Genomic DNA, 18,198 nt, shown 5'->3' with positions numbered 1-18,198 from the left:
TGTCAGGTATTTCTGTAGAGTTCTCGGATGCGCGCGGATCGGCTGGTGTCACTGGTACTGCTGCTGCGTCGGCACGAGCGCCTGACGGCGCCCGAGATCGCCCGCGAGCTGGAGGTCTCCACCCGCACCGTGCTGCGCGACATCGAGGCCCTGTCCGCGGCCGGCGTCCCGGTCTACGCCGAACGCGGCCGGCACGGCGGCTTCTCGCTGCTGCCCGGCTTCCGGACCGAGCTCACCGGCCTGAACCACGACGAGGCGCTCGCCCTGCTGGTCGCCGGGTCGCGGCGCGGGGCACAGGCGTTCGGCCTGGGCTCGGCGCTGGCCTCGGCCATGCGCAAGGTGGTCGACGCGCTGCCGGAGGGCGACCGGGCCACGGCGGCCGGGGCGGCCCGGCGGCTGCTGGTCGACCCGGAGACCGACCTGCTGGAGCGCCGGCTCGCCGCCGAGGAGGTACCCGACGCCGTGGTGGCCCAGATCCGGCGCGCGGTGTTCGCCGGGTACCGGCTGCGCATCCGTTACGCGGCCGCGGGCCGGGACGCCCGGTGGCGTACGGTCGACCCGGTCGGCCTGGTCACCGTGCGCGACCAGGGCTACCTGCTGGCCACGAGGTCCGGGGAGGACCGCACCTACCGGCTGTCCCGGGTCCTGGCCGCCGAGGCGCTGGACGAACCGGCGCGGCGGCCGGACCGGGTGGACCTGGACCGGGTCTGGCGGGAGCGCGGTGCGCGGTTCCGCACCGGAGGCGACCGGGTGTCCGTGCTCGCCCGGGTGGCCCCGCAGCGGCGGGAGGAACTGGCGGACACCGCGCTGGAGGTCCGCGAGGTGCGGGAGGAGGACGAGGGCGGCCGGCCGGCGCTGGAGGTGGACTTCCAGGACCGCCGGCACGCCGAGTGGGCGCTGTGGCAGCTGGCCGCGGACGCGGAGGTCCTGTCCCCCGAGTGGCTGCGCACCGCCCTGCACGACCGCGCCGCCGCGATGGCCGAGCGCTACGGGAGCCCGTCCTGAGGGACGGCACCGGACCCGCCGCGGACCGCTGCCGGGCCCCATGCCGGGCGCGGGCCCCCGTCGGGGCACCGGGCCGGCCCGCCGGGGCGGCGATCACCGCGGAGAGCCCGCCGGGGCAGCGGGCGGGCCCACCGGGGCGGCGACCACCGCGGAGAGCCCGCCGGGGGTACCGCAGGCCGTTTGCGTCCGCCCCGGGGCGGGCGCGGACGGCCCGCGGCCGGTCAGCCCTTGACGCAGACCACCTGGCGCAGGTGCGCGACCACGCGCACCAGGTCGGTCTGGGCCGCGATCACCGACTCCAGGTCCTTGTACGCGGCCGGGATCTCGTCCACGACCCCCGCGTCCTTGCGGCACTCCACGCCCTCGGTCTGGGCGGCCAGGTCGGCGGCGGTGAAGGTCTTGCGCGCCTTGGTCCGGCTCATCCGGCGCCCGGCCCCGTGCGAGGCGGAGTTGAACGAGTCCTCGTTCCCCAGCCCCCGGACGATGTACGTCCCCGTCGCCATGCTGCCCGGGATGATCCCGTACTCCCCCGACCCGGCGCGGATCGCGCCCTTGCGGGTGACCAGCACGTCCACCCCGTCGTAGGTCTCCTCCGCGACGTAGTTGTGGTGGCAGGAGATCCACTGCCCGAACCCGGTGCCCGGCACCTGCTCGGCCAGGACCTTGCAGGCCAGCCCCATCATGACGTCGCGGTTGCGGCGGGCGTAGTCCTGGGCCCAGAACAGGTCGCGGCGGTAGGCGTCCATCTCCGGGGTCCCGGTGAGGAAGACCGCCAGGTCCCGGTCGGGCAGGTCCTGGTTGTGCGGCAGGGCGCGGGCCTGCCCGATGTGGTGCTCGGCCAGCTCCTTGCCGATGTTGCGCGAACCCGAGTGCAGCACCAGCCACACGGTGTCCTCGTCGTCCAGGCACACTTCCAGGAAGTGGTTGCCGCCGCCGAGGGTCCCCATCTGGCGCAGCGCCCGCTCGCGGCGCGGGTGGACGGCATCGGCGAGGCCGTCGAACCCCCGCCAGAACGCGTCCCAGTCCTTGCTGCGCAGCCCCGGGACGGCGGCCGGGTCGACGGCCTCGTCGTGGAAGTGGAACCCGACGGGGATCGCGGCCTCCAGGGCCGACCGCAGCTTCCCGAGGTCGTCGGGCAGGCGGGAGGCGGTCAGGTCGGTGCGCACCGCGGTCATGCCGCAGCCGATGTCCACGCCGACGGCGGCCGGGCTGACGGCGTCGCGCATGGCGATCACGGATCCGACGGTGGCGCCCTTGCCGTAGTGCACGTCGGGCATCACGGCCAGGCCGTGCACCCAGGGCATGCCGCTGACGTTGCGCAGCTGTTCCAGGGCGGCGCCCTCGACCTCCTCCGGGCGGGCCCACATGCGGATGGGAACCCGGGTGCCGGGGATCTCGGTATAGGTCATGACAGGCCACCTCCCTTTCGCGAACGGCCTGTTCTCACGGTTCGGGCGCGGTCGCGCCCCGGAACATTGAGCCGCAAAAGGGGCCGCCCGTCCACCGGTTTTCCCGCGGTGTCCGGGCCCGGCCGGTCAGCCGCCGATCGCGGACATGGGCCGGGCGGGCTGGAGGAACCCCGGGTCGTCGATGCCGTGCCCGGGGAACTTGCGGGCGACCGCCGCCGTCCAGCGCTCGGCGATCTCGGCGTCGGTGGCCCCCTCGCGCAACGGGGTGCGCAGGTCGGACTCCTCCCGGGCGAACAGGCAGTTGCGGATCTGGCCGTCGGCGGTGAGCCGCACCCGGTCGCAGGTCCCGCAGAAGGGGCGGGTGACCGAGCCGATCACCCCGACGGTGGCCTCGCGGCCGTCGGGGAAGGTGTGCCCGAGGACCCGGAACAGCTCGGCCGGGGCGCTGCCGCGCGTTCCCGGGTCGGCCTCGGCGAGGTCGAACGCGGTCTCCAGCCGGGCGAGGATCTCGTCGGCGGTGACCATGTCGTCGCGCCGCCAGCCGTGCTGGGCGTCCAGCGGCATCTGCTCGATGAAGCGCAGCTCGTAGCCGTGCTCGATGCAGTAGCGCAGCAGGTCGGCGGCCTCGCCGTCGTTGACGCCGCGCATGAGCACCGCGTTCACCTTGACCGGGGTGAGCCCGGCCTCGGCGGCCGCGGCCATGCCCTCGACGACGTCGTCGAACCGGCGGCGGCGGGCGAGGGTCTCGAAGACGTCCGGGCGCAGGGTGTCCAGGGAGACGTTGACGCGGTCCAGGCCCGCCTCGGCCAGGGCGGGGGCCATCCGGGCCAGGCCGATGCCGTTGGTGGTGAGGGCGGTGTGGGGGCGGGGGCGCAGGGCGGCGGTCCCGGCGACGATGGCGGGCAGGCCGCGGCGGAGCAGGGGTTCCCCGCCGGTGAAGCGGACCTCGGTGATGCCCAGGCGGGTGACGCCGATCTCGATGAGGCGGAGGAGTTCGTCGTCGGTGAGGAGTTCGGGTTTGGGCAGCCACTCCAGGCCTTCGGGGGGCATGCAGTAGGTGCAGCGGAGGTTGCACCGGTCGGTGAGCGAGACCCGCAGGTCCGTCGCCACTCGCCCATAGGAGTCGGCCAGCACGGGCGTCACCCTCTCAGTCGAAGTCGTCGAGCAGAACGCCACCGGCACCACTCGGGGGTCATCCGAAGGGATACCCATCTGTCCAGCGTAGAAGATCGCCTTTCGGGGCGAGTAGTCCCTATCACACGCTTTGAGATATTTCGTCGGCGCGCACGAGACGACACCGCCGTTTCCGGAGCATCCTCCGGACCCGGGCGCGTCGAGGCCGGGGCGCTCCGGCCGGGGCCCGGCCGGAGCCCGCCGCCGCGGCGGACCCGACCGGGTCGCGCGGACGCGCGCGGGCGATGTTCTAGGGTGTCCAACGCCACAGGCGACCATCACCGCGATCGTCGCAGACGCGCAGGCCGATGAGGAGGCAGGACACGGTGATCACCACACGGGAATGGGGACTGGCGGGCGGGCCGAACGGTTCGGGGAGGCTGGCGGCCCGGGCCTGGGCTCCCGCGGAGGGAGAGCCCTCCTGGCTGGCCGTCCTGGTCCACGGGTACGGCGAGCACCTGGGGCGGTACGAGCAGGTCGCCGCCGACCTGGTGGCCGCCGGGGCGGTGGTCTACGGGGCCGACCATCGGGGACACGGCGGCTCCTCCGGCGAGCGGGTCCTCATCGACGACTACGCGGAGGTGGTCCAGGACGTGCACCGGGTCGTCACCCAGGCCCGGACCGCCTACCGGTCGCTGCCCCTGGTCCTCATCGGCCACTCCATGGGCGGCCTCATCGCCTCACGCTACGCCCAGACCCATCCGGAGGAGCCGACCGCGCTGGTGCTGTCCGGCCCCGTCCTGGGCCGCTGGGAGGTGCTGGAGGCGCTGTCCGCCGCCGAGGAGATCCCCGACGTCCCCATCGACCCCGCCACCCTCTCCCGCGACCCCGCCGTCGGCGAGGCCTACGTGGCCGACGAACTGGTCTGGCACGGGCCGTTCAAGCGGGCCACGGTGGACGCGATGCTCACCGAGATCGACCGGGGGCTGGCGGCGGGATCGCTGGGGGACATGCCCCTGCTGTGGGTGCACGGCTCCGACGACCGCCTGGTGCCGCTCTCCGGCACCCTCACGGGCATCGAGGCGATCCTCGGCTCGGACTTCACCGCCCGGATCTTCCCCGGGGCCCGCCACGAGGTGTTCAACGAGACCAACCGCGACGAGGTGATCGGCGAGGTCGTGCGGTTCGCCCGCCGGTTCGCCGGCTGAGGGGCCCGGCCGGGCCGCGGGGCGCGGCCGTCAGACGTACAGCCGGCCGTGGGGCTGGACCGGGTGGGCCAGGGTCTCGGCGTAGGCGGCGGCCAGCCGGTCCACGGCGTCGGCGAGCACGTCCGGCGGCCGCGTGTAGGACAGCCGCAGGTAGCGTTCCAGGGTTCCGTCCGACCCGAACACCGGCCCCGCCGCCGGGTGGACCCCGTGCCGGACCGCCGCCGCCGACAGCGCGCTCGCCACCGGCTGGGGCAGCGCCGCCCACAGCACCAGGCCGCCGCCGGGCACGTTGGGCCGCCAGTCGGGCAGCCGGTCGCGCAGCGCCGCCAGCAGGGCGTCGCGGTTGCGGCGCAGCCAGCGGCTGCGCTCGGCGCGGATGCGCATCACGTCGGCGAGCAGGTGGGTGGTGGTGAGCTGGTCCAGCACCGCCCCCGCCAGGTCGAAGCGCTGGCGCACCGCCATCAGCCGCGCCACCATCGGCGGGGTGGTGCGTATCCAGCCCACCCGCAGCCCGCCCCACAGCAGCTTGCCCACGGACCCGACCGTGATGACGCGGCCGTCGGTGTCGTGGGCGGCCACGGGGGCCGGCAGGTCGCCGGAGTCGATGGCCAGCTCGGCCACCGACTCGTCGACCACCAGGTGGGCCCCGGCCCGGCGCGCCTCGCGCACCAGCACCCGCCGCTCGTCGTCGTCCATGAGGGCGCCGGTGGGGTTGTGGAAGTCGGGGATGAGGTAGGCCAGCGAGGGCCGCCACTGGCGGAACGCGTCCACCAGGTACTCCATGTCCCAGCCCTGCGGCGTCACCCCCACCGTGCGCACCCGCGCCCCGCTGCGGCGGACCGCGTCCAGGGCGTGCGGGTAGGTGGGCGACTCCACCAGGACCTCGTCGCCCGGCTGGACCAGCAGGTCCAGGAGCAGGGCCACCCCCTGCTGGGCGCCGTTGGTGACGAAGATCTGCTCGGGGGTGGTGGGCAGGCCGCGTTCGACGTAGCGGCGGGCGATGGCGTGGCGCAGCTCGGGCAGGCCGTGGGGGTAGTAGCCGAGGCCGCCCACGTGCGCGGCCAGCTGCTCGGCGGCCCGGAACGCGGCGTCGCGCAGGCCCTCCACCGCCGGGGGCCCGGCCACGCCCAGGTCGATGTGCTCGGCGGCCCCGGACAGGAACGGGGACGGGGAGGGGTCCCCCGTGCCGGAGTCGGGCAGCACGGTCCAGCTGCCCGCGCCCTGCCGGCTGTCCAGGAACCGGTTGTCGCGCAGCCAGGAGTAGGCGGCGGTGACGGTGTTGCGGCTGACGCCCAGGGCGGTGGCGAGGTCGCGTTCGGCGGGCAGGCGGGTGTTGGTGGGCACCCGGCCGTCCAGCACCAGGCCGCTGACGGCCCGGCCGATGGAGAGGTAGTAGGGGCGCTCCACCGGCGCCTCGCCGATGAGGCGGGCCAGCAGGCGGCCGTTGATCCGCCGGGTGCCGCCGCCGGACGTGGAGCGCTCCGCGGTCCGGACCGCGCCGCCCTGTCGTGACGCCATGGCGCCGCCTCCTCGTACCCGTTCCCGCTGTGTCCGCGCCCTCGTGGGGCCACTTTCTGGAATTGGCACTTTGAGTACGGTGCCATGTGGGCCAGGATACCGAAGTGGCACCACCGTGGCACGGGGGATGACGGTGGCGCCGGGAGGGGTCCGCACCGCCCGATCCGATGATCCCCCCTTTTTCTTGAAAGGACGGGTCCGTGGACGAACGGAGCGAGCCCCGCCCCGACGAGTTCCGCCCCGACGGACCGGAGGCCCGCGGCGCGGCGGCGCCCCGCCCCTCGCTGCTGAGCCGGGTGATGATCACCCCGGTCCTGCCCCGGCCGCGGCTGCGCCGCCTGGTGCGGCTGTACGTCGGCCTGACCCTGTACGGGCTCAGCGTCGCCCTGCTGATCGAGTCCGACCTGGGGGCCATGCCCTGGGCCGTGCTGGACCAGGGGCTGGCCCTGCGCACCGGGCTGTCCATCGGCACCTGGACGATCATCGTCGGCGCGCTGCTGATGCTGCTGTGGATCCCGCTGCGGCAGAAGCCCGGGCTGGGCACCCTGAGCAACGTGGTCATGATCGGCGCGACCGCGGACCTGTTCCTGTGGCTGCTGCCCGAGACCGGTGTGCTGTGGATCCGCGTCGCCGGGCTGCTGCTGGGGATCCTGGCGTGCGCGCTGGCCACCGGCTACTACATCGGCGCGGAGCTGGGCCCGGGCCCGCGCGACGGGCTCATGACCGGCCTGGCCGCCCGGGGGCTGTCGGTGCGCCTGGCCCGCACCGTGATCGAGGTGGCGGTGGTGATCACCGGGTTCCTGCTGGGCGGCACGGTGGGCGTGGGGACGCTGGTGTTCGCGGTGGCGATCGGCCCCCTCACCCAGATCTTCCTCCCCCTGTTCCGGATGTCCGAGAACCTCCCGGAAACACCGATCCGATCGGCGAATCAGTGACCCCGTCGCCATTAGTTGATCACCACGACATAACTTCTGGTCCGGCAAACTCCCCCAATTGACCACATACCGCCCTGCACTCTCCGATGCACGTGCAATTGCGGGTGGCGCGCCCTCCGGAGAGAGGGGAAGATGGGGAACCGCGGTGAACGGAAAGGACCGTTTCGGAGCGGCTCTCCCGAGCCGACCTTTGTGTCGTCCCCCACCTGGGCACATACCCGGGTACAGGGGCGGGCGGCGCGTGGTCGCGAGGGGAGGGGCCGTGACCCGAACGGCGCCCCTGCCCGCGGTGGGCACCGCCCCATCGGAACGGGCCGGGAGAAGCACCCCGACGGGGCGTGCACACGGGCGTGCGCGCAGCGGGCCGACCCGGAGCACCGCACCACCCCCGTCCGGAGGCGAGAGTGCCCGCGCCGACCGCAAGACTCAGGACGAACGTGTTGGGGGTGAGCCGCGTGCCCGGCTGGATTGAAGACTACGCAATGATCGGCGACATGCAGACCGCCGCGCTGGTCGGGCGCGACGGTTCCATCGACTGGGCGTGTCTGCCCGACTTCGACTCCTCCGCCTGCTTCGCCGCCCTGCTGGGCGACGAGCAGAACGGCAACTGGACCCTGCGCCCCGCCGACGGCGAGCCCCGGGCCACCCGGCGGCGCTACCGGGGCGACACGCTCATCCTGGAATCGGAGTGGGACACCGAGACCGGGACGGTCCGGGTCATCGACTTCATGCCGCCCCGCGGCGGCGCGCCGCACATCGTGCGCATCGTGGAGGGCATCAGCGGCCGGGTCACCATGTGCACCGAGCTGCGCCTGCGGTTCGACTACGGGCACGTGGTCCCGTGGGTGCACCGGACCGGCAGCGAACTGGTCGCGATCGCCGGACCCGACGCCGTCTGGCTCAGCACCCCCGTCAGCCTCCAGGGCCACAACTTCACCCACGACACGACCTTCACCGTCAGCGCCGGCCAGCGCGTCCCCTTCGTCCTCACCTGGCACCCCTCCCAGGTGGAGGAGTCCGACCACCTCGACGCCGAGAAGGCGCTGTCGCGGACCGAGCGGTTCTGGGAGAAGTGGGTGAGCCAGTGCACCTACGACGGCCCCTACCGCGAGGCCGTCATCCGGTCCCTCATCGTGCTCAAGGCCCTCACCTACCGGCCCACCGGCGGGATCGTCGCCGCCCCCACCACCTCCCTGCCCGAGGAGATCGGCGGCGTCCGCAACTGGGACTACCGGTACTGCTGGCTGCGCGACGCCACCATCACCCTGGAGGCGCTCATCCGCTCGGGGTACACGGACGAGGCGCTGGCCTGGCGCGAATGGCTGGTCCGGGCGGTCGCCGGAGAGCCCCAGCTGATGCAGATCATGTACGGGATCCGGGGCGAGCGGCGGCTCACCGAGTGGGAGGCCGACTGGCTCCCCGGGTACGAGGGGTCGCGGCCGGTGCGCATCGGCAACGCCGCCGTCGGCCAGTACCAGCTGGACGTGTACGGCGAGGTCATGGACGTGCTGCACCTGGCACGGCGCACCGGCATCCGGGGCGGCGACTACCTGTGGGGGCTGCAGCGGTCGCTGGTCAACTACCTGGAGTGGTGCTGGGACGAACCCGACGAGGGGCTGTGGGAGGTGCGCGGACCGCGCCAGCACTTCGTGCACTCCAAGGTGATGGCGTGGGTGGCGGCCGACCGGGCGGTGCGCAGCATCGAGGAGTTCGGCAAGGAGGGGCCGATCGAGCGGTGGAAGGCCCTGCGGGACACCATCCACGCGGAGGTGTGCGAGTACGGGTACGACCCGCAGCGCAACACGTTCACGCAGTACTACGGCAGCAAGGAGCTGGACGCGGCGCTGCTGCTGATCCCCGAGGTGGGGTTCCTGCCCTATGACGACCCGCGGGTGATCGGGACGATCGAGGCGGTGCGCAAGGACCTGATGGTGGACGGGTTCGTGCTGCGGTACCGGACGGACCTGGAGAACTCGGCCGACCAGCTGCCGGGGGACGAGGGTGCGTTCCTGGCGTGCAGCTTCTGGATGGCGAACGCGCTGCTGTCGATCGGGCGCCAGGACGAGGCGCGGGACCTGTTCGAGCGGCTGCTGGCGCTGCGCAACGACGTGGGGCTGCTCGCCGAGGAGTGGGACCCCAGGGTCGGGCGGCAGGTGGGGAACTTCCCGCAGGCGTTCAGCCACGTGCCGCTGGTGACGACGGCGCTGAACCTGGCCGACCGGCAGGGCGGCTGGCGCGCCGAGTGAACACGGCGGGTGCCCCGCGGCCGTCCGGGAACGGCCGCGGGGCACCGGTGTGTTCGGGGCCGGGTCAGGCGGTGAGGGCGGGGTCGGCCCAGACCGGGTAGACGCCCCCGGCGTCGCTCTCCACCTCGATGCGCAGGCGCAGGGCGTCGCGCACGTCGACCTCGATGTCCAGCGTCTCGCCCAGCGCGAGCGTCTCGGTGACCTCGGGGCTGCCGTCCACGTGGACGATGAAGGTGGTGGTCGCCGAGGAGCTGGAGGTGTCGGTCACGCCGAGCCGGGCGGTGAAGGTCGTCCAGCCGCGGCCCAGGTTGTACTCGGCCCAGCCGGTGCAGGGGTTGCCGTACTGGCAGCGATCACCGGGGACGAGGGCCCGGCTGTAGGCGTTCCCGTCGATCTCGGCACGGCCCGATTCGGGCTCCCAGCGGCCGTCCTGGTCGACGATCTCCATCTGGGTGAGCAGGGTGGTGTCCCCGGCCGGGTCGGTGCCGGGCGGGGAGGCGTCCTCCTTGGGCGCGCCGGTGGGCTGCGCGGCCAGCGGCGGGGCCTCCTCCTCGGGCTCGGAGGGGGCGGCCGGGTCGCTGGGGGCGTCGGCGGCGACCTGCTGGGAGTCGTCCGCCAGGAAGGGCAGGCCGCGGTCCATCACCACGTAGGTGACGGCGGAGCCGCCGATCATGCAGACCACGGCGAAGACGGCCAGGCCGATGAGGGCGGGCTTGCGCGACCTCTTGCGGGGCTCGGGGTGCTCGGGGGCGGGCCGGTGGCCGTAGGCGGGGAAGGCGCCGGTGGCCGCGGGGGGAGGCGGCGGGCCCCAGGAGGGCTGGGAGTGCGCGGGCGGCGGGCCGCCGTAGGCGGGGCCGGAGGGCATCGGGCCCGAGGGGACGCGGCCCGGCCCGGGCGGCGGCATCGGCGGGCGCGCCGTGCCGCCGGGAGGGGTGGGGCGGCCGGGACGGCCGGGCGGCGGTCCGGCGGGGGCGGAGGCGGCGGGCGGGGCGCTCGGCTGCGGGGATCCGGCGGCGGGGCGCTGCTGGACGGGGCGTCCGCGCATCCCGCCGACCGGCCGGTGCGGCATGTCCTCGACGCCCGGTGCGGTGCCGGGCAGGACCACGGTCGACTCCGTGTCCGCGGACGCCGCGGGCGTCCCTGCCGCGGGGGTCGGCGCGCCCGCCGCGGGCGTCCCGAACGCCGGGGTCGGCGACAGCACCGCAGTCGCGTCCGCCCCCTGCCCACCGGAGACGGGAGCGCCGCCCGGGACCTGCGGGGCACCGGGCACCGGAGCGCCACCGGAGGCGGACGACGGCACAGCGCCGCCAGGAACGCCCGCGCCCTGCGGGACACCGGGGCCCTGAGCGGCGCCGGGGGCAGAAGTACCCCCTGGGACCGGCGGGGCGCTTGGGCCGGGCGAGGCGACCGGGGCCTGAGGGGCGCCGGGCACCGGAGCGCCGCCGGAAGCGGACGGGGACACAGCGCCACCAGGAACGCCCGCGCTCTGCGGGACACCGGAGGCGGAAGCGCCCGATGAGGCTTGCACCCCGCTGGGGATGGCCTGTCCCGAAGTGCTGGCAGGAGCGCCCGGGGCCTGCGGGGCGCCGGAGCCCTGAGCGCCTCCGGGAGCGGGAGCGCCGCCCGGGACAGGCGGGGCGCCGTGGTCGGACGGGGCCGCCGGGGTCTGCGGGGCACCGGAGGGCGGCGGGAGGACGACCGTCTCGTCCGTGCCGCGCTCCTGCTCGGCCGGGGCGGCCGGGGCCTGCGGGAGGACCGAGGGGTCGAGCCTGGCGGTGGAGTCGGTGTCCTCCGCGGCGGCGCTGAACAGGGAGGCGGCGAAGACCGCGGAGGTCCCGGGGTCGCCCGCCGGGTCGCTTCCCGGCCCTGTCCAGGGCACAGAGGTGGCCAGGGTCCGCAGCGCGCCCACCCAGGCGGAGGCCTCGGGCCGGTCGGCCGGCTCGGCCGAGAACATCGACGCCACCAGGGCGCGGGTGTGCTCCTCGGCGTCGGCGAGCAGCGGCAGCGCCGCGAAGCGCTCGCGCAGCTGCTCCGGCGCCGTCGGCGGGTCCTCGCCCGTCAGGGCGTAGAACGCGACCGCGCCGAACGCGTAGCGGTCGGTGGCCGGGCTGTACTCCCCGCTGAAGATCTCCGGCGCCGCGTACCCCGGCGTGAACCACGGCCGGGCCGTCATGTGCCGGGCCGCGATCCGGCTCAGCCCGAAGTCCACCAGCGTCGCCTGGCCGTCGGTGTCGATCATGATGTTGCCCGGCGACAGGTCGCCGTGCACCACCGGCCGCCGGGACGGCGTGGCCCGCCCCGCGTGCAGCATGTCCAGCACCTGGGCGACCTGCTCCAGGTAGCGCAGCACCTCCCGCTGCCCGCGCACGCCCTCCTGGGCGTGCTCGGCGCGCCAGTCGCGCAGGTCCAGCCCGTCGATGTGGTTCATCACCAGGTACAGGCAGCGGTCCGCCTGCTCCCCCGCGCCGCCCGCGGGGTGCTCCGGCGCGCCTTCGAAGTGCTCGCGGACCCCCACGACGCCGAGCCGGTTGATGAAGCGCAGCAGCTCCGCCTGCTCGGCCCAGCGGGCGCTCAGCTCGGCGAACTCCGCGGAGTCCGCGGTGATGTCGGCGTTCAGCGCCTTGACCACGACCGGCTCCGTCTGCCCCGCCAGGGTGACCTCCGCCAGGTAGAGGGTCGCCTCGCCGCCGCGCCCCACGGAGCGCACCAGGCGGTACTTGTCCGGCTGGGAGTCCGGACCGACGTAGAGACTCAGGCTCACGGCTGTGGTACTCGATTCCACGTGGGGGCTGCGGCATCGCCCTCGGCGGGGGTTCGGCCTGCGGGCACAGGGGACCACATTAACGCGGACAACTGTACTCTTACGCCCTGTACGGCCCATTGGCCGTGAACGGTCGCAGGAGCGGCGGACGGGCTCGGGACGGTGAGGAACGGGAATGGCCGACGAACGGGTGCTGGGCGGCCGCTACCGTCTGCTCTCCCTCCTGGGCCGGGGCGGCATGGGCGAGGTGTGGCGGGGGGTCGACGAGCTCCTGGACCGCCCGGTCGCGGTCAAGCTGGTGCGCGCCGAGCGGGGCGGCTCCGACGAGGCCGCCGCCCGGTTCCGCCGTGAGGCGCGGGTGACCGCGCGCCTGGCCGGCCACCCGAACATCGTCATCCTGCACGACTTCGGCCAGGAGTCCGACGGCTCGGTGTACACGGTCATGGAGCTGGTCGCCGGGCGGCCGCTGGCGGACGTGCTGCGCGAGTCCTCCCCCCTGCCGGTCGAACACGCCGCCGACCTGATGTCCCAGGCCGCCTCCGGGCTGGGCGCGGCGCACGCGGCCGGGATCGTGCACCGCGACGTCAAGCCCGGCAACCTGATGGTGATCGGTGAGCGGACCGGGCTGTACGGCGGCACCCTGAAGGTCCTGGACTTCGGCATCGCGGGGCTCACCGCGTCGGAGCAGAGCCGCCGCCTCACCCAGACCGGCCGGGTGCTGGGCACCCCCCTGTACATGGCCCCCGAGCAGGTGCGGGGCGAGCGGGTGGGCCAGGCGGGCGACCTGTACTCGCTGGGCGCGATCCTGTACCAGATGCTCACCGGCGAGCCCCCGTTCCCCGGCGACGACCCGCTGACGGTGCTCCGCGGCCACCTGCGCAAGAGGCCGCGGCCGGTGGCGTCCCTGCGGCCCGGGCTGCCCGGGCCGCTGGCGGAGCTGGTGGACGCCCTGCTCGCCAAGCGTGCCGAGGAGCGCCCCGCCTCCGCCGAGGAGGTGCGCGAGCGCCTGGCGCCCTTCGCGGTGCCCCGCCCCTCGCGCCCGACGGTCGGCCCCGACACCGGGGGGTCGCTGCCGGTGCCCAGGACCCTGCCCTACACGGAGGCCGCGCCCCCGCCGCCCGCCGCCAGCGACGGGGACCGGACCGAGCTGCGGCTCCTGGTGGAGCGGGCCCAGGAGACCGCGGGCGAGGGCCGGTTCGCGGAGGCGGCCGCGCAGCTGCGCCCGCTGCTGCCCCGGCTGCGCGCGGCGTTCGGCCCCGACGATCCCGAGACGCTGCGGGCCCGGCGCCGGGAGGCGTACCTGACGGGCAAGGGCGGCGCGCACGCGCGGGCGGCGGAGTCGATGGAGGCGCTGCTGCCGGACATCCTGCGGGTGCACGGCCCCCGGCACCCGGAGACGCTGACGGTGCGCTACTACCTGGCGACCAACGCGGGCCGGGCGGGCGACCACGCCAGGGCGGCGCGGGTGCACGCCGAGCTGCTGCCGGACCTGGCGGCCGTGTACGGGCCGGACTCCGAACGGGTGCTCACCACCCGGCTGTACCTGGCGTTCGAGACCGGTGAGGCGGGTGAGCCGGAGCGGGCGGTGGAGGTGCTCGACGGGCTGATCCCGGAACTGGAGCGGGTGCTGGGCGCCGACCACCCCACGACGCTGCGGGCCCACCACTACCAGGCGGCCTACCTGGGGCACGCGGGCGACCCGGCGGAGGCCGCCCGCCGGTACCGGAAGCTGGTGGCGCGGCACGTGCGGGTGTTCGGCGAGGAGTCCCCGGAGACCGTGCGCGTGGCGGCCCACCTGCGCCGCTGGCACGGCCTGGCCAAACGGGACCGACCCACGGCCTGAGCGGCGGGCTACCGGGCGGCGGCCTCGGGCGGCCCGGGGTGTCCGTTCGGGGGCCGATCGACCGGAAGGGACGTGGATGTCGCCGCCGGGCGCTAGTGTTCTGGCCATGGCCACCAAGGACCTCAACGAAATCATGGAAGCCGGGTGGGCGAAGGCCCTGGAGCCGGTCGCGCCGCAGATCACCGCGATGGGTGACTTCCTCCGACAGGAGGTCGCCGAGGGGCGCACCTACCTGCCCGCCGGCGAACACGTCCTGCGCGCTTTCCAGCAGCCGTTCAAGGACGTCCGCGTGCTCATCGTGGGCCAGGACCCCTACCCCACGCCCGGCAACCCGGTGGGGCTGAGCTTCTCCGTCGCCCCCGGTGTGCGGCCGCCCGCGAGCCTGAAGAACATCTACAAGGAGATGCAGGACGACCTGGGCCTGCCGATCCCGAACACCGGCGACCTCACCCCGTGGACGAAGCAGGGCGTGCTGCTGCTCAACCGGGTCCTGACCGTGCAGCCCGGTTCGCCCGCCTCCCACAAGGGCAAGGGCTGGGAGGCCATCACCGACCAGGCCATCCGGGCGCTGGCCGAGCGCGGCGGGCCGCTGGTGGCGATCCTGTGGGGCCGCCAGGCGCGCGACCTGCGGCCGCTGATGCCGGGGGTCCCGTGCGTGGAGTCGGCGCATCCGAGCCCGATGTCGGCGCGCAACGGGTTCTTCGGGTCCAAGCCGTTCAGCCGGACGAACGAGATGCTCAAGGAGCAGGGCGCGGAGCCGGTGGACTGGAGCCTGACCTAGCCCACCCCGTACGCACATCCCCCATACCCCTGTCGACCTGCGGACTCGGCACCGTCCCCCGGTGCCGGGTCCGACCCGTGTCCCGCCCCCCGACGACGGAAGGTCCCCCCGTGGCCAAGCAGCTGTCCTACGCGGACGCCCTGAAGCTCCTGGGAAAGAACGACTCCGAGGTCCTGGCCGTGGCCGAGAAACTGGCCGACGGGGGGCTGGGGGCGCTGGGGGTGCCGGACCTGTTCGGTATCAGGGGCATGGTGGTCGGGAAGGGCCGCAAGGCGCTGGAGGGGATGCGGGACAAGCTCAGGGGCGAGAGCCGGATGTCCCGGACGGAGAAGATCCTGGCGGCGGAGCGGATCCTGGTCGTCGTCTCCTTCTTCGAGGCGGTGGAGGAGGCCTGGGAGCAGGCCGGGATGCCCTTCCCCTTCAGGGACCTGGAGATCACCGCCGAAGAGCAGACCGCCTTCTCCGAACGCGCCCTGAGCGGACCGTCCGCGCCGATCGTGCTGCGGACCTCTCCCGAGCCGGAGGCCGGGGCGGAGGCCGACTACTCCGGGTACAGGTCCCTGAAGGACCTCATCCGCTTCGAGGCGTTGCAGGACGACTTCCTGTCGATGGTCGTCGGGCTGGCCGTGTCCGAGGCCCACGGGATCACCGACGTGCACCACGGCCGGATCCTTCTCCTGAAGCGGCGCCTGGCCGGGGCGGCCGAGCTCCGCTACCGCGAACACCGGCGGGCGCTCATGGCCGACGTCCCCGAATTCGCGATGTGGGCGCAGGAACGGGAGCACACCCGGACCCGGGACAGACTGGACACCGGCCTGGCCGAGATGGGCCGCCTGCTCGGCTCGATCGCCTCGGACCGCCCGATGGAACGGCGGAGGGCGGAGCTCTCCGCCCTCTACCGGAGTGTCCTGCACCGGCCGGTCCTGCCCGCGGACGACGGCCCCGCCGAAGGCCTGGTCCTGCCCACACTCGGAGACGCGTACATCCCACCGCGCGGGCGGGTCGCCATGAACGGGGCCGACGCGGTCCCCTCCTCGGAGAAGTGGTGGGCGGACATCGAAGCCACGGACGACATCGCGGGGTTCGTCTCCGCCCGTCTCGTGCACCCGCGCGGCGCGGAGGCCCCGACCGTCATCCTCGGGCACCCGGGTTCCGGGAAGTCCAAGTTCACCGAGATGCTCGCCGCGCAGCTGCCGCCGTCGGACTTCCTGCCGATCAGGGTGGAGCTGCGCTCCGTCCCGCCCGACGCCTCGATCCCCCGGCAGATCGAGGAGGGCCTGGCCGCCGCCCTGCACACCCGGGTGTCCTGGCGGGAGCTGGCGGACTCCGCCGACGGGGCGCTGCCGGTGATCATGCTGGACGGGTTCGACGAACTGCTCCAGGCCACCGGCGTCGACCGCTCCGACTACCTCGAACAGGTCCAGGAGTTCCAGCGGCAGCAGGAGGCGATGGGGCTCCCCGTGGCCGTCATCGTCACCAGCCGCACGGTCGTGGCCGACCGCGCCCGGTTCCCCAAGGGGACCGCGATCGTCAAGCTCGAACCCTTCGACGAGGCTCGGATCGACCGGTTCCTCCAGGTGTGGAAGGCGGCGAACGCACGGCCCGGAGCCGATCCGGAGGCGCTGTCCACCGCTGTGGTCCTGCGCTACCGAGACCTGGCCGAGCAGCCGCTGCTCCTGGCGATGCTGCTCCTCTACGACGCCGAGGACGGCGCGCTGCGCCGCGCCGACCGGCACCTCACCCACGGGGAGCTGTACGAGCGGCTGCTCACCGCCTTCGCGCGACGCGAGGTGAGCAAGCACCGGTCCGCGCTCGACCGGGACGGTTTCGACCGGGCGGTCGAGGAGGAGCTGCGCCGTTTGGAGGTCACGGCGCTCGCGATGTTCGCCCGGCGGCGGCAGCACGTGACCGCCGGGGAGCTGAACCGGGACCTGGGCGTCCTGATGCCCGGAACCGGACGGCAGGCGGCCGACGCGGACCCGCACGGCCGGATCGACCCGGCCCACCGGGTGCTGGGCCGGTTCTTCTTCGTGCACGAGGCACAGGCGCGGACCGTGGACGGGACCGCGAGCGTGTTCGAGTTCCTGCACGCCACCTTCGGCGAGTACCTGGTGGCGCGGGCCGTCGTCGCGGCGCTGGACTACCTCGCCGAGACCCGGTCGCTCGCGCGGCGCCGGCGCGGGTCGGTGCAGGGGTCCGATGACGGCGAGCTGTACGCCCTGCTGTCGTTCGCCTGCCTGCCCGGCCGGGAGAAGATCACGGACTTCCTCGACGAGGAGCTGGAGAAGAGGTTCCCCCGGGGGACGGAGGCACGGTCGGATCGTGCCCGGCTGCTCATCGAACTGTTCCAGGAGGCCCCGTTCCCGGCCGCCGACCGGTCCCGTGGTGACTACGAGCCGACACGCCTTCCGATCACCATTCGACAGGCCAACTACACCGCGAACCTCATCGTCCTGCTGGTCCTGGCCCGTGAGGACCCGGTGGGGCTGGAGGAACTGTTCCCCGAAGCCCCCAACCCCCTGGCGGAATGGCGCAACGCGGCGAACCTGTGGCGGACATTGCAGAGCTCGGAATGGTTCTCCCTCCTCCGCACGGTGCGGGTGAAGCACCTGGACGCCTGGGACAGGGACCGGCGGCACACGGTCGTCGTCCGCGAGCACGGCGAACCGGTGAACGTCGGAGAGTGCATCGGCTTCGAGCTGTACACGGACGTGGACGCGACCCCCGATGTCCTCGACCCCTACCAGGTGACCCTGCCGTACGCGTCCACCACGTCGCGGATGCTGCGCGCCACGTCCATGCGCGTCAACGGCACCAACGCACGCACGGTCCTGGGCACCCTCCCCTACCTCCACCGGGTGTCGTACGACCTGGGGGGCTGGTTCCTGGACCCGGGGAGACAGAGAACGTGGACCGAGATGCACGAGGTCCTGCGCCTGCGGCTGGAGCCGCCGGAAACGGATTTCGGCGCCCGCATCTCCAGCTACCGCAGGCTTCTCTCCGGCAACCACCTGGGACGCGTGGAGCTGCTCGCCCTGCGGCAGGCCGCAGAGGATGCGAACTGGGCCTTCGACGACCTCCGGTGGAATCCCGTCGGCGGCCGCCCCTCGTCCCAGGGCCGTGAAGAGCTGCGGAGGACGGTCGCGGACTACCTGACGGGCCTCGAACACTTCGAACAGGAACCCGGATCCTCCCAGGGCCAGGTGACGGACTCGGTCCGTTCGGTCCTCGGCCGGTTCCCGCCGGGCTACCTACCGAATGGGATCATGAACCGCTTCCACGACCTCACCGAGGTATCACCTGTTCCGGACGGAGGGCACCAGGGCTACAGCCATCCACCCATCGTCATCAGCCCTCCCGGAAGCGGGGAGCACTGACC

The 18,198-nt window shown here is 74.0% G+C and carries 11 protein-coding genes; 7 read left to right on the top strand and 4 right to left on the bottom strand.

Annotated features, from left to right (window positions below; all coding sequences use genetic code 11):
- The first annotated feature begins 27 nt into the window (after positions 1 to 27).
- On the top strand, positions 28 to 1,005 hold the full coding sequence (locus tag ACFVNO_RS05500; protein WP_355255425.1) for a WYL domain-containing protein: 978 nt from the start codon (positions 28 to 30) through the stop codon (positions 1,003 to 1,005).
- A gap of 221 nt (positions 1,006 to 1,226) precedes the next feature.
- Here ACFVNO_RS05500 and ACFVNO_RS05495 read toward each other — a convergent pair whose 3' ends face one another.
- Both ACFVNO_RS05495 and moaA read right to left on the bottom strand, forming a co-directional pair.
- Entirely contained in the window at positions 1,227 to 2,414 is a 1,188-nt protein-coding gene (locus ACFVNO_RS05495) for an RtcB family protein (RefSeq protein ID WP_355255428.1), read from the bottom strand.
- Between the two features lie 126 nt (positions 2,415 to 2,540).
- On the bottom strand, positions 2,541 to 3,548 hold the full coding sequence (moaA, locus tag ACFVNO_RS05490; protein ID WP_355256024.1) for a GTP 3',8-cyclase MoaA: 1,008 nt from the start codon (positions 3,546 to 3,548) through the stop codon (positions 2,541 to 2,543).
- 365 nt (positions 3,549 to 3,913) lie between these two features.
- Between moaA and ACFVNO_RS05485 the strand changes: the two genes are divergently transcribed.
- Positions 3,914 to 4,735, top strand: coding sequence for an alpha/beta hydrolase (locus ACFVNO_RS05485; RefSeq protein WP_378889608.1), 822 nt, complete (start codon positions 3,914 to 3,916; stop codon positions 4,733 to 4,735).
- Positions 4,736 to 4,765: 30 nt separating this feature from the next.
- On the opposite strand, the gene ACFVNO_RS05480 is transcribed toward ACFVNO_RS05485, so the two are convergent.
- Positions 4,766 to 6,253: a PLP-dependent aminotransferase family protein gene (locus ACFVNO_RS05480; protein WP_220562210.1), complete on the bottom strand. Its 1,488-nt coding sequence runs from the start codon at positions 6,251 to 6,253 to the stop codon at positions 4,766 to 4,768.
- Between the two features lie 299 nt (positions 6,254 to 6,552).
- Between ACFVNO_RS05480 and ACFVNO_RS05475 the strand changes: the two genes are divergently transcribed.
- Both ACFVNO_RS05475 and ACFVNO_RS05470 read left to right on the top strand, forming a co-directional pair.
- Positions 6,553 to 7,188 carry a YitT family protein gene (locus ACFVNO_RS05475; RefSeq protein ID WP_220565913.1) on the top strand — a complete coding sequence of 212 codons (636 nt, stop codon included), beginning with the start codon at positions 6,553 to 6,555 and terminating at the stop codon, positions 7,186 to 7,188.
- Between the two features lie 440 nt (positions 7,189 to 7,628).
- Complete coding sequence (locus ACFVNO_RS05470; protein ID WP_355256027.1) at positions 7,629 to 9,434, top strand: glycoside hydrolase family 15 protein; 1,806 nt, start codon at positions 7,629 to 7,631, stop codon at positions 9,432 to 9,434.
- 64 nt (positions 9,435 to 9,498) lie between these two features.
- Here ACFVNO_RS05470 and ACFVNO_RS05465 read toward each other — a convergent pair whose 3' ends face one another.
- The gene (locus tag ACFVNO_RS05465) at positions 9,499 to 12,195 is read right to left on the bottom strand and encodes a protein kinase (protein WP_378889604.1); all 2,697 of its coding nucleotides are present in this window, start codon (positions 12,193 to 12,195) and stop codon (positions 9,499 to 9,501) included.
- Positions 12,196 to 12,370: 175 nt separating this feature from the next.
- On the opposite strand from ACFVNO_RS05465, the gene ACFVNO_RS05460 reads away from it, so the two are divergent.
- From ACFVNO_RS05460 to ACFVNO_RS05450, 3 genes are all read left to right on the top strand, one after another.
- Complete coding sequence (locus ACFVNO_RS05460; protein WP_378889601.1) at positions 12,371 to 14,038, top strand: protein kinase; 1,668 nt, start codon at positions 12,371 to 12,373, stop codon at positions 14,036 to 14,038.
- Positions 14,039 to 14,144: 106 nt separating this feature from the next.
- The gene (locus tag ACFVNO_RS05455) at positions 14,145 to 14,819 is read left to right on the top strand and encodes a uracil-DNA glycosylase (protein ID WP_220562214.1); all 675 of its coding nucleotides are present in this window, start codon (positions 14,145 to 14,147) and stop codon (positions 14,817 to 14,819) included.
- A gap of 110 nt (positions 14,820 to 14,929) precedes the next feature.
- Entirely contained in the window at positions 14,930 to 18,196 is a 3,267-nt protein-coding gene (locus tag ACFVNO_RS05450; RefSeq protein ID WP_378889598.1) for an NACHT domain-containing protein, read from the top strand.
- Positions 18,197 to 18,198: the final 2 nt, after the last annotated feature.

Source organism: Nocardiopsis sp. NPDC057823 (assembly GCF_042797335.1).
In the GTDB taxonomy this organism is placed as follows: domain Bacteria; phylum Actinomycetota; class Actinomycetes; order Streptosporangiales; family Streptosporangiaceae; genus Nocardiopsis; species Nocardiopsis changdeensis.
This window is presented reverse-complemented; position numbering and strand designations above follow the sequence as displayed.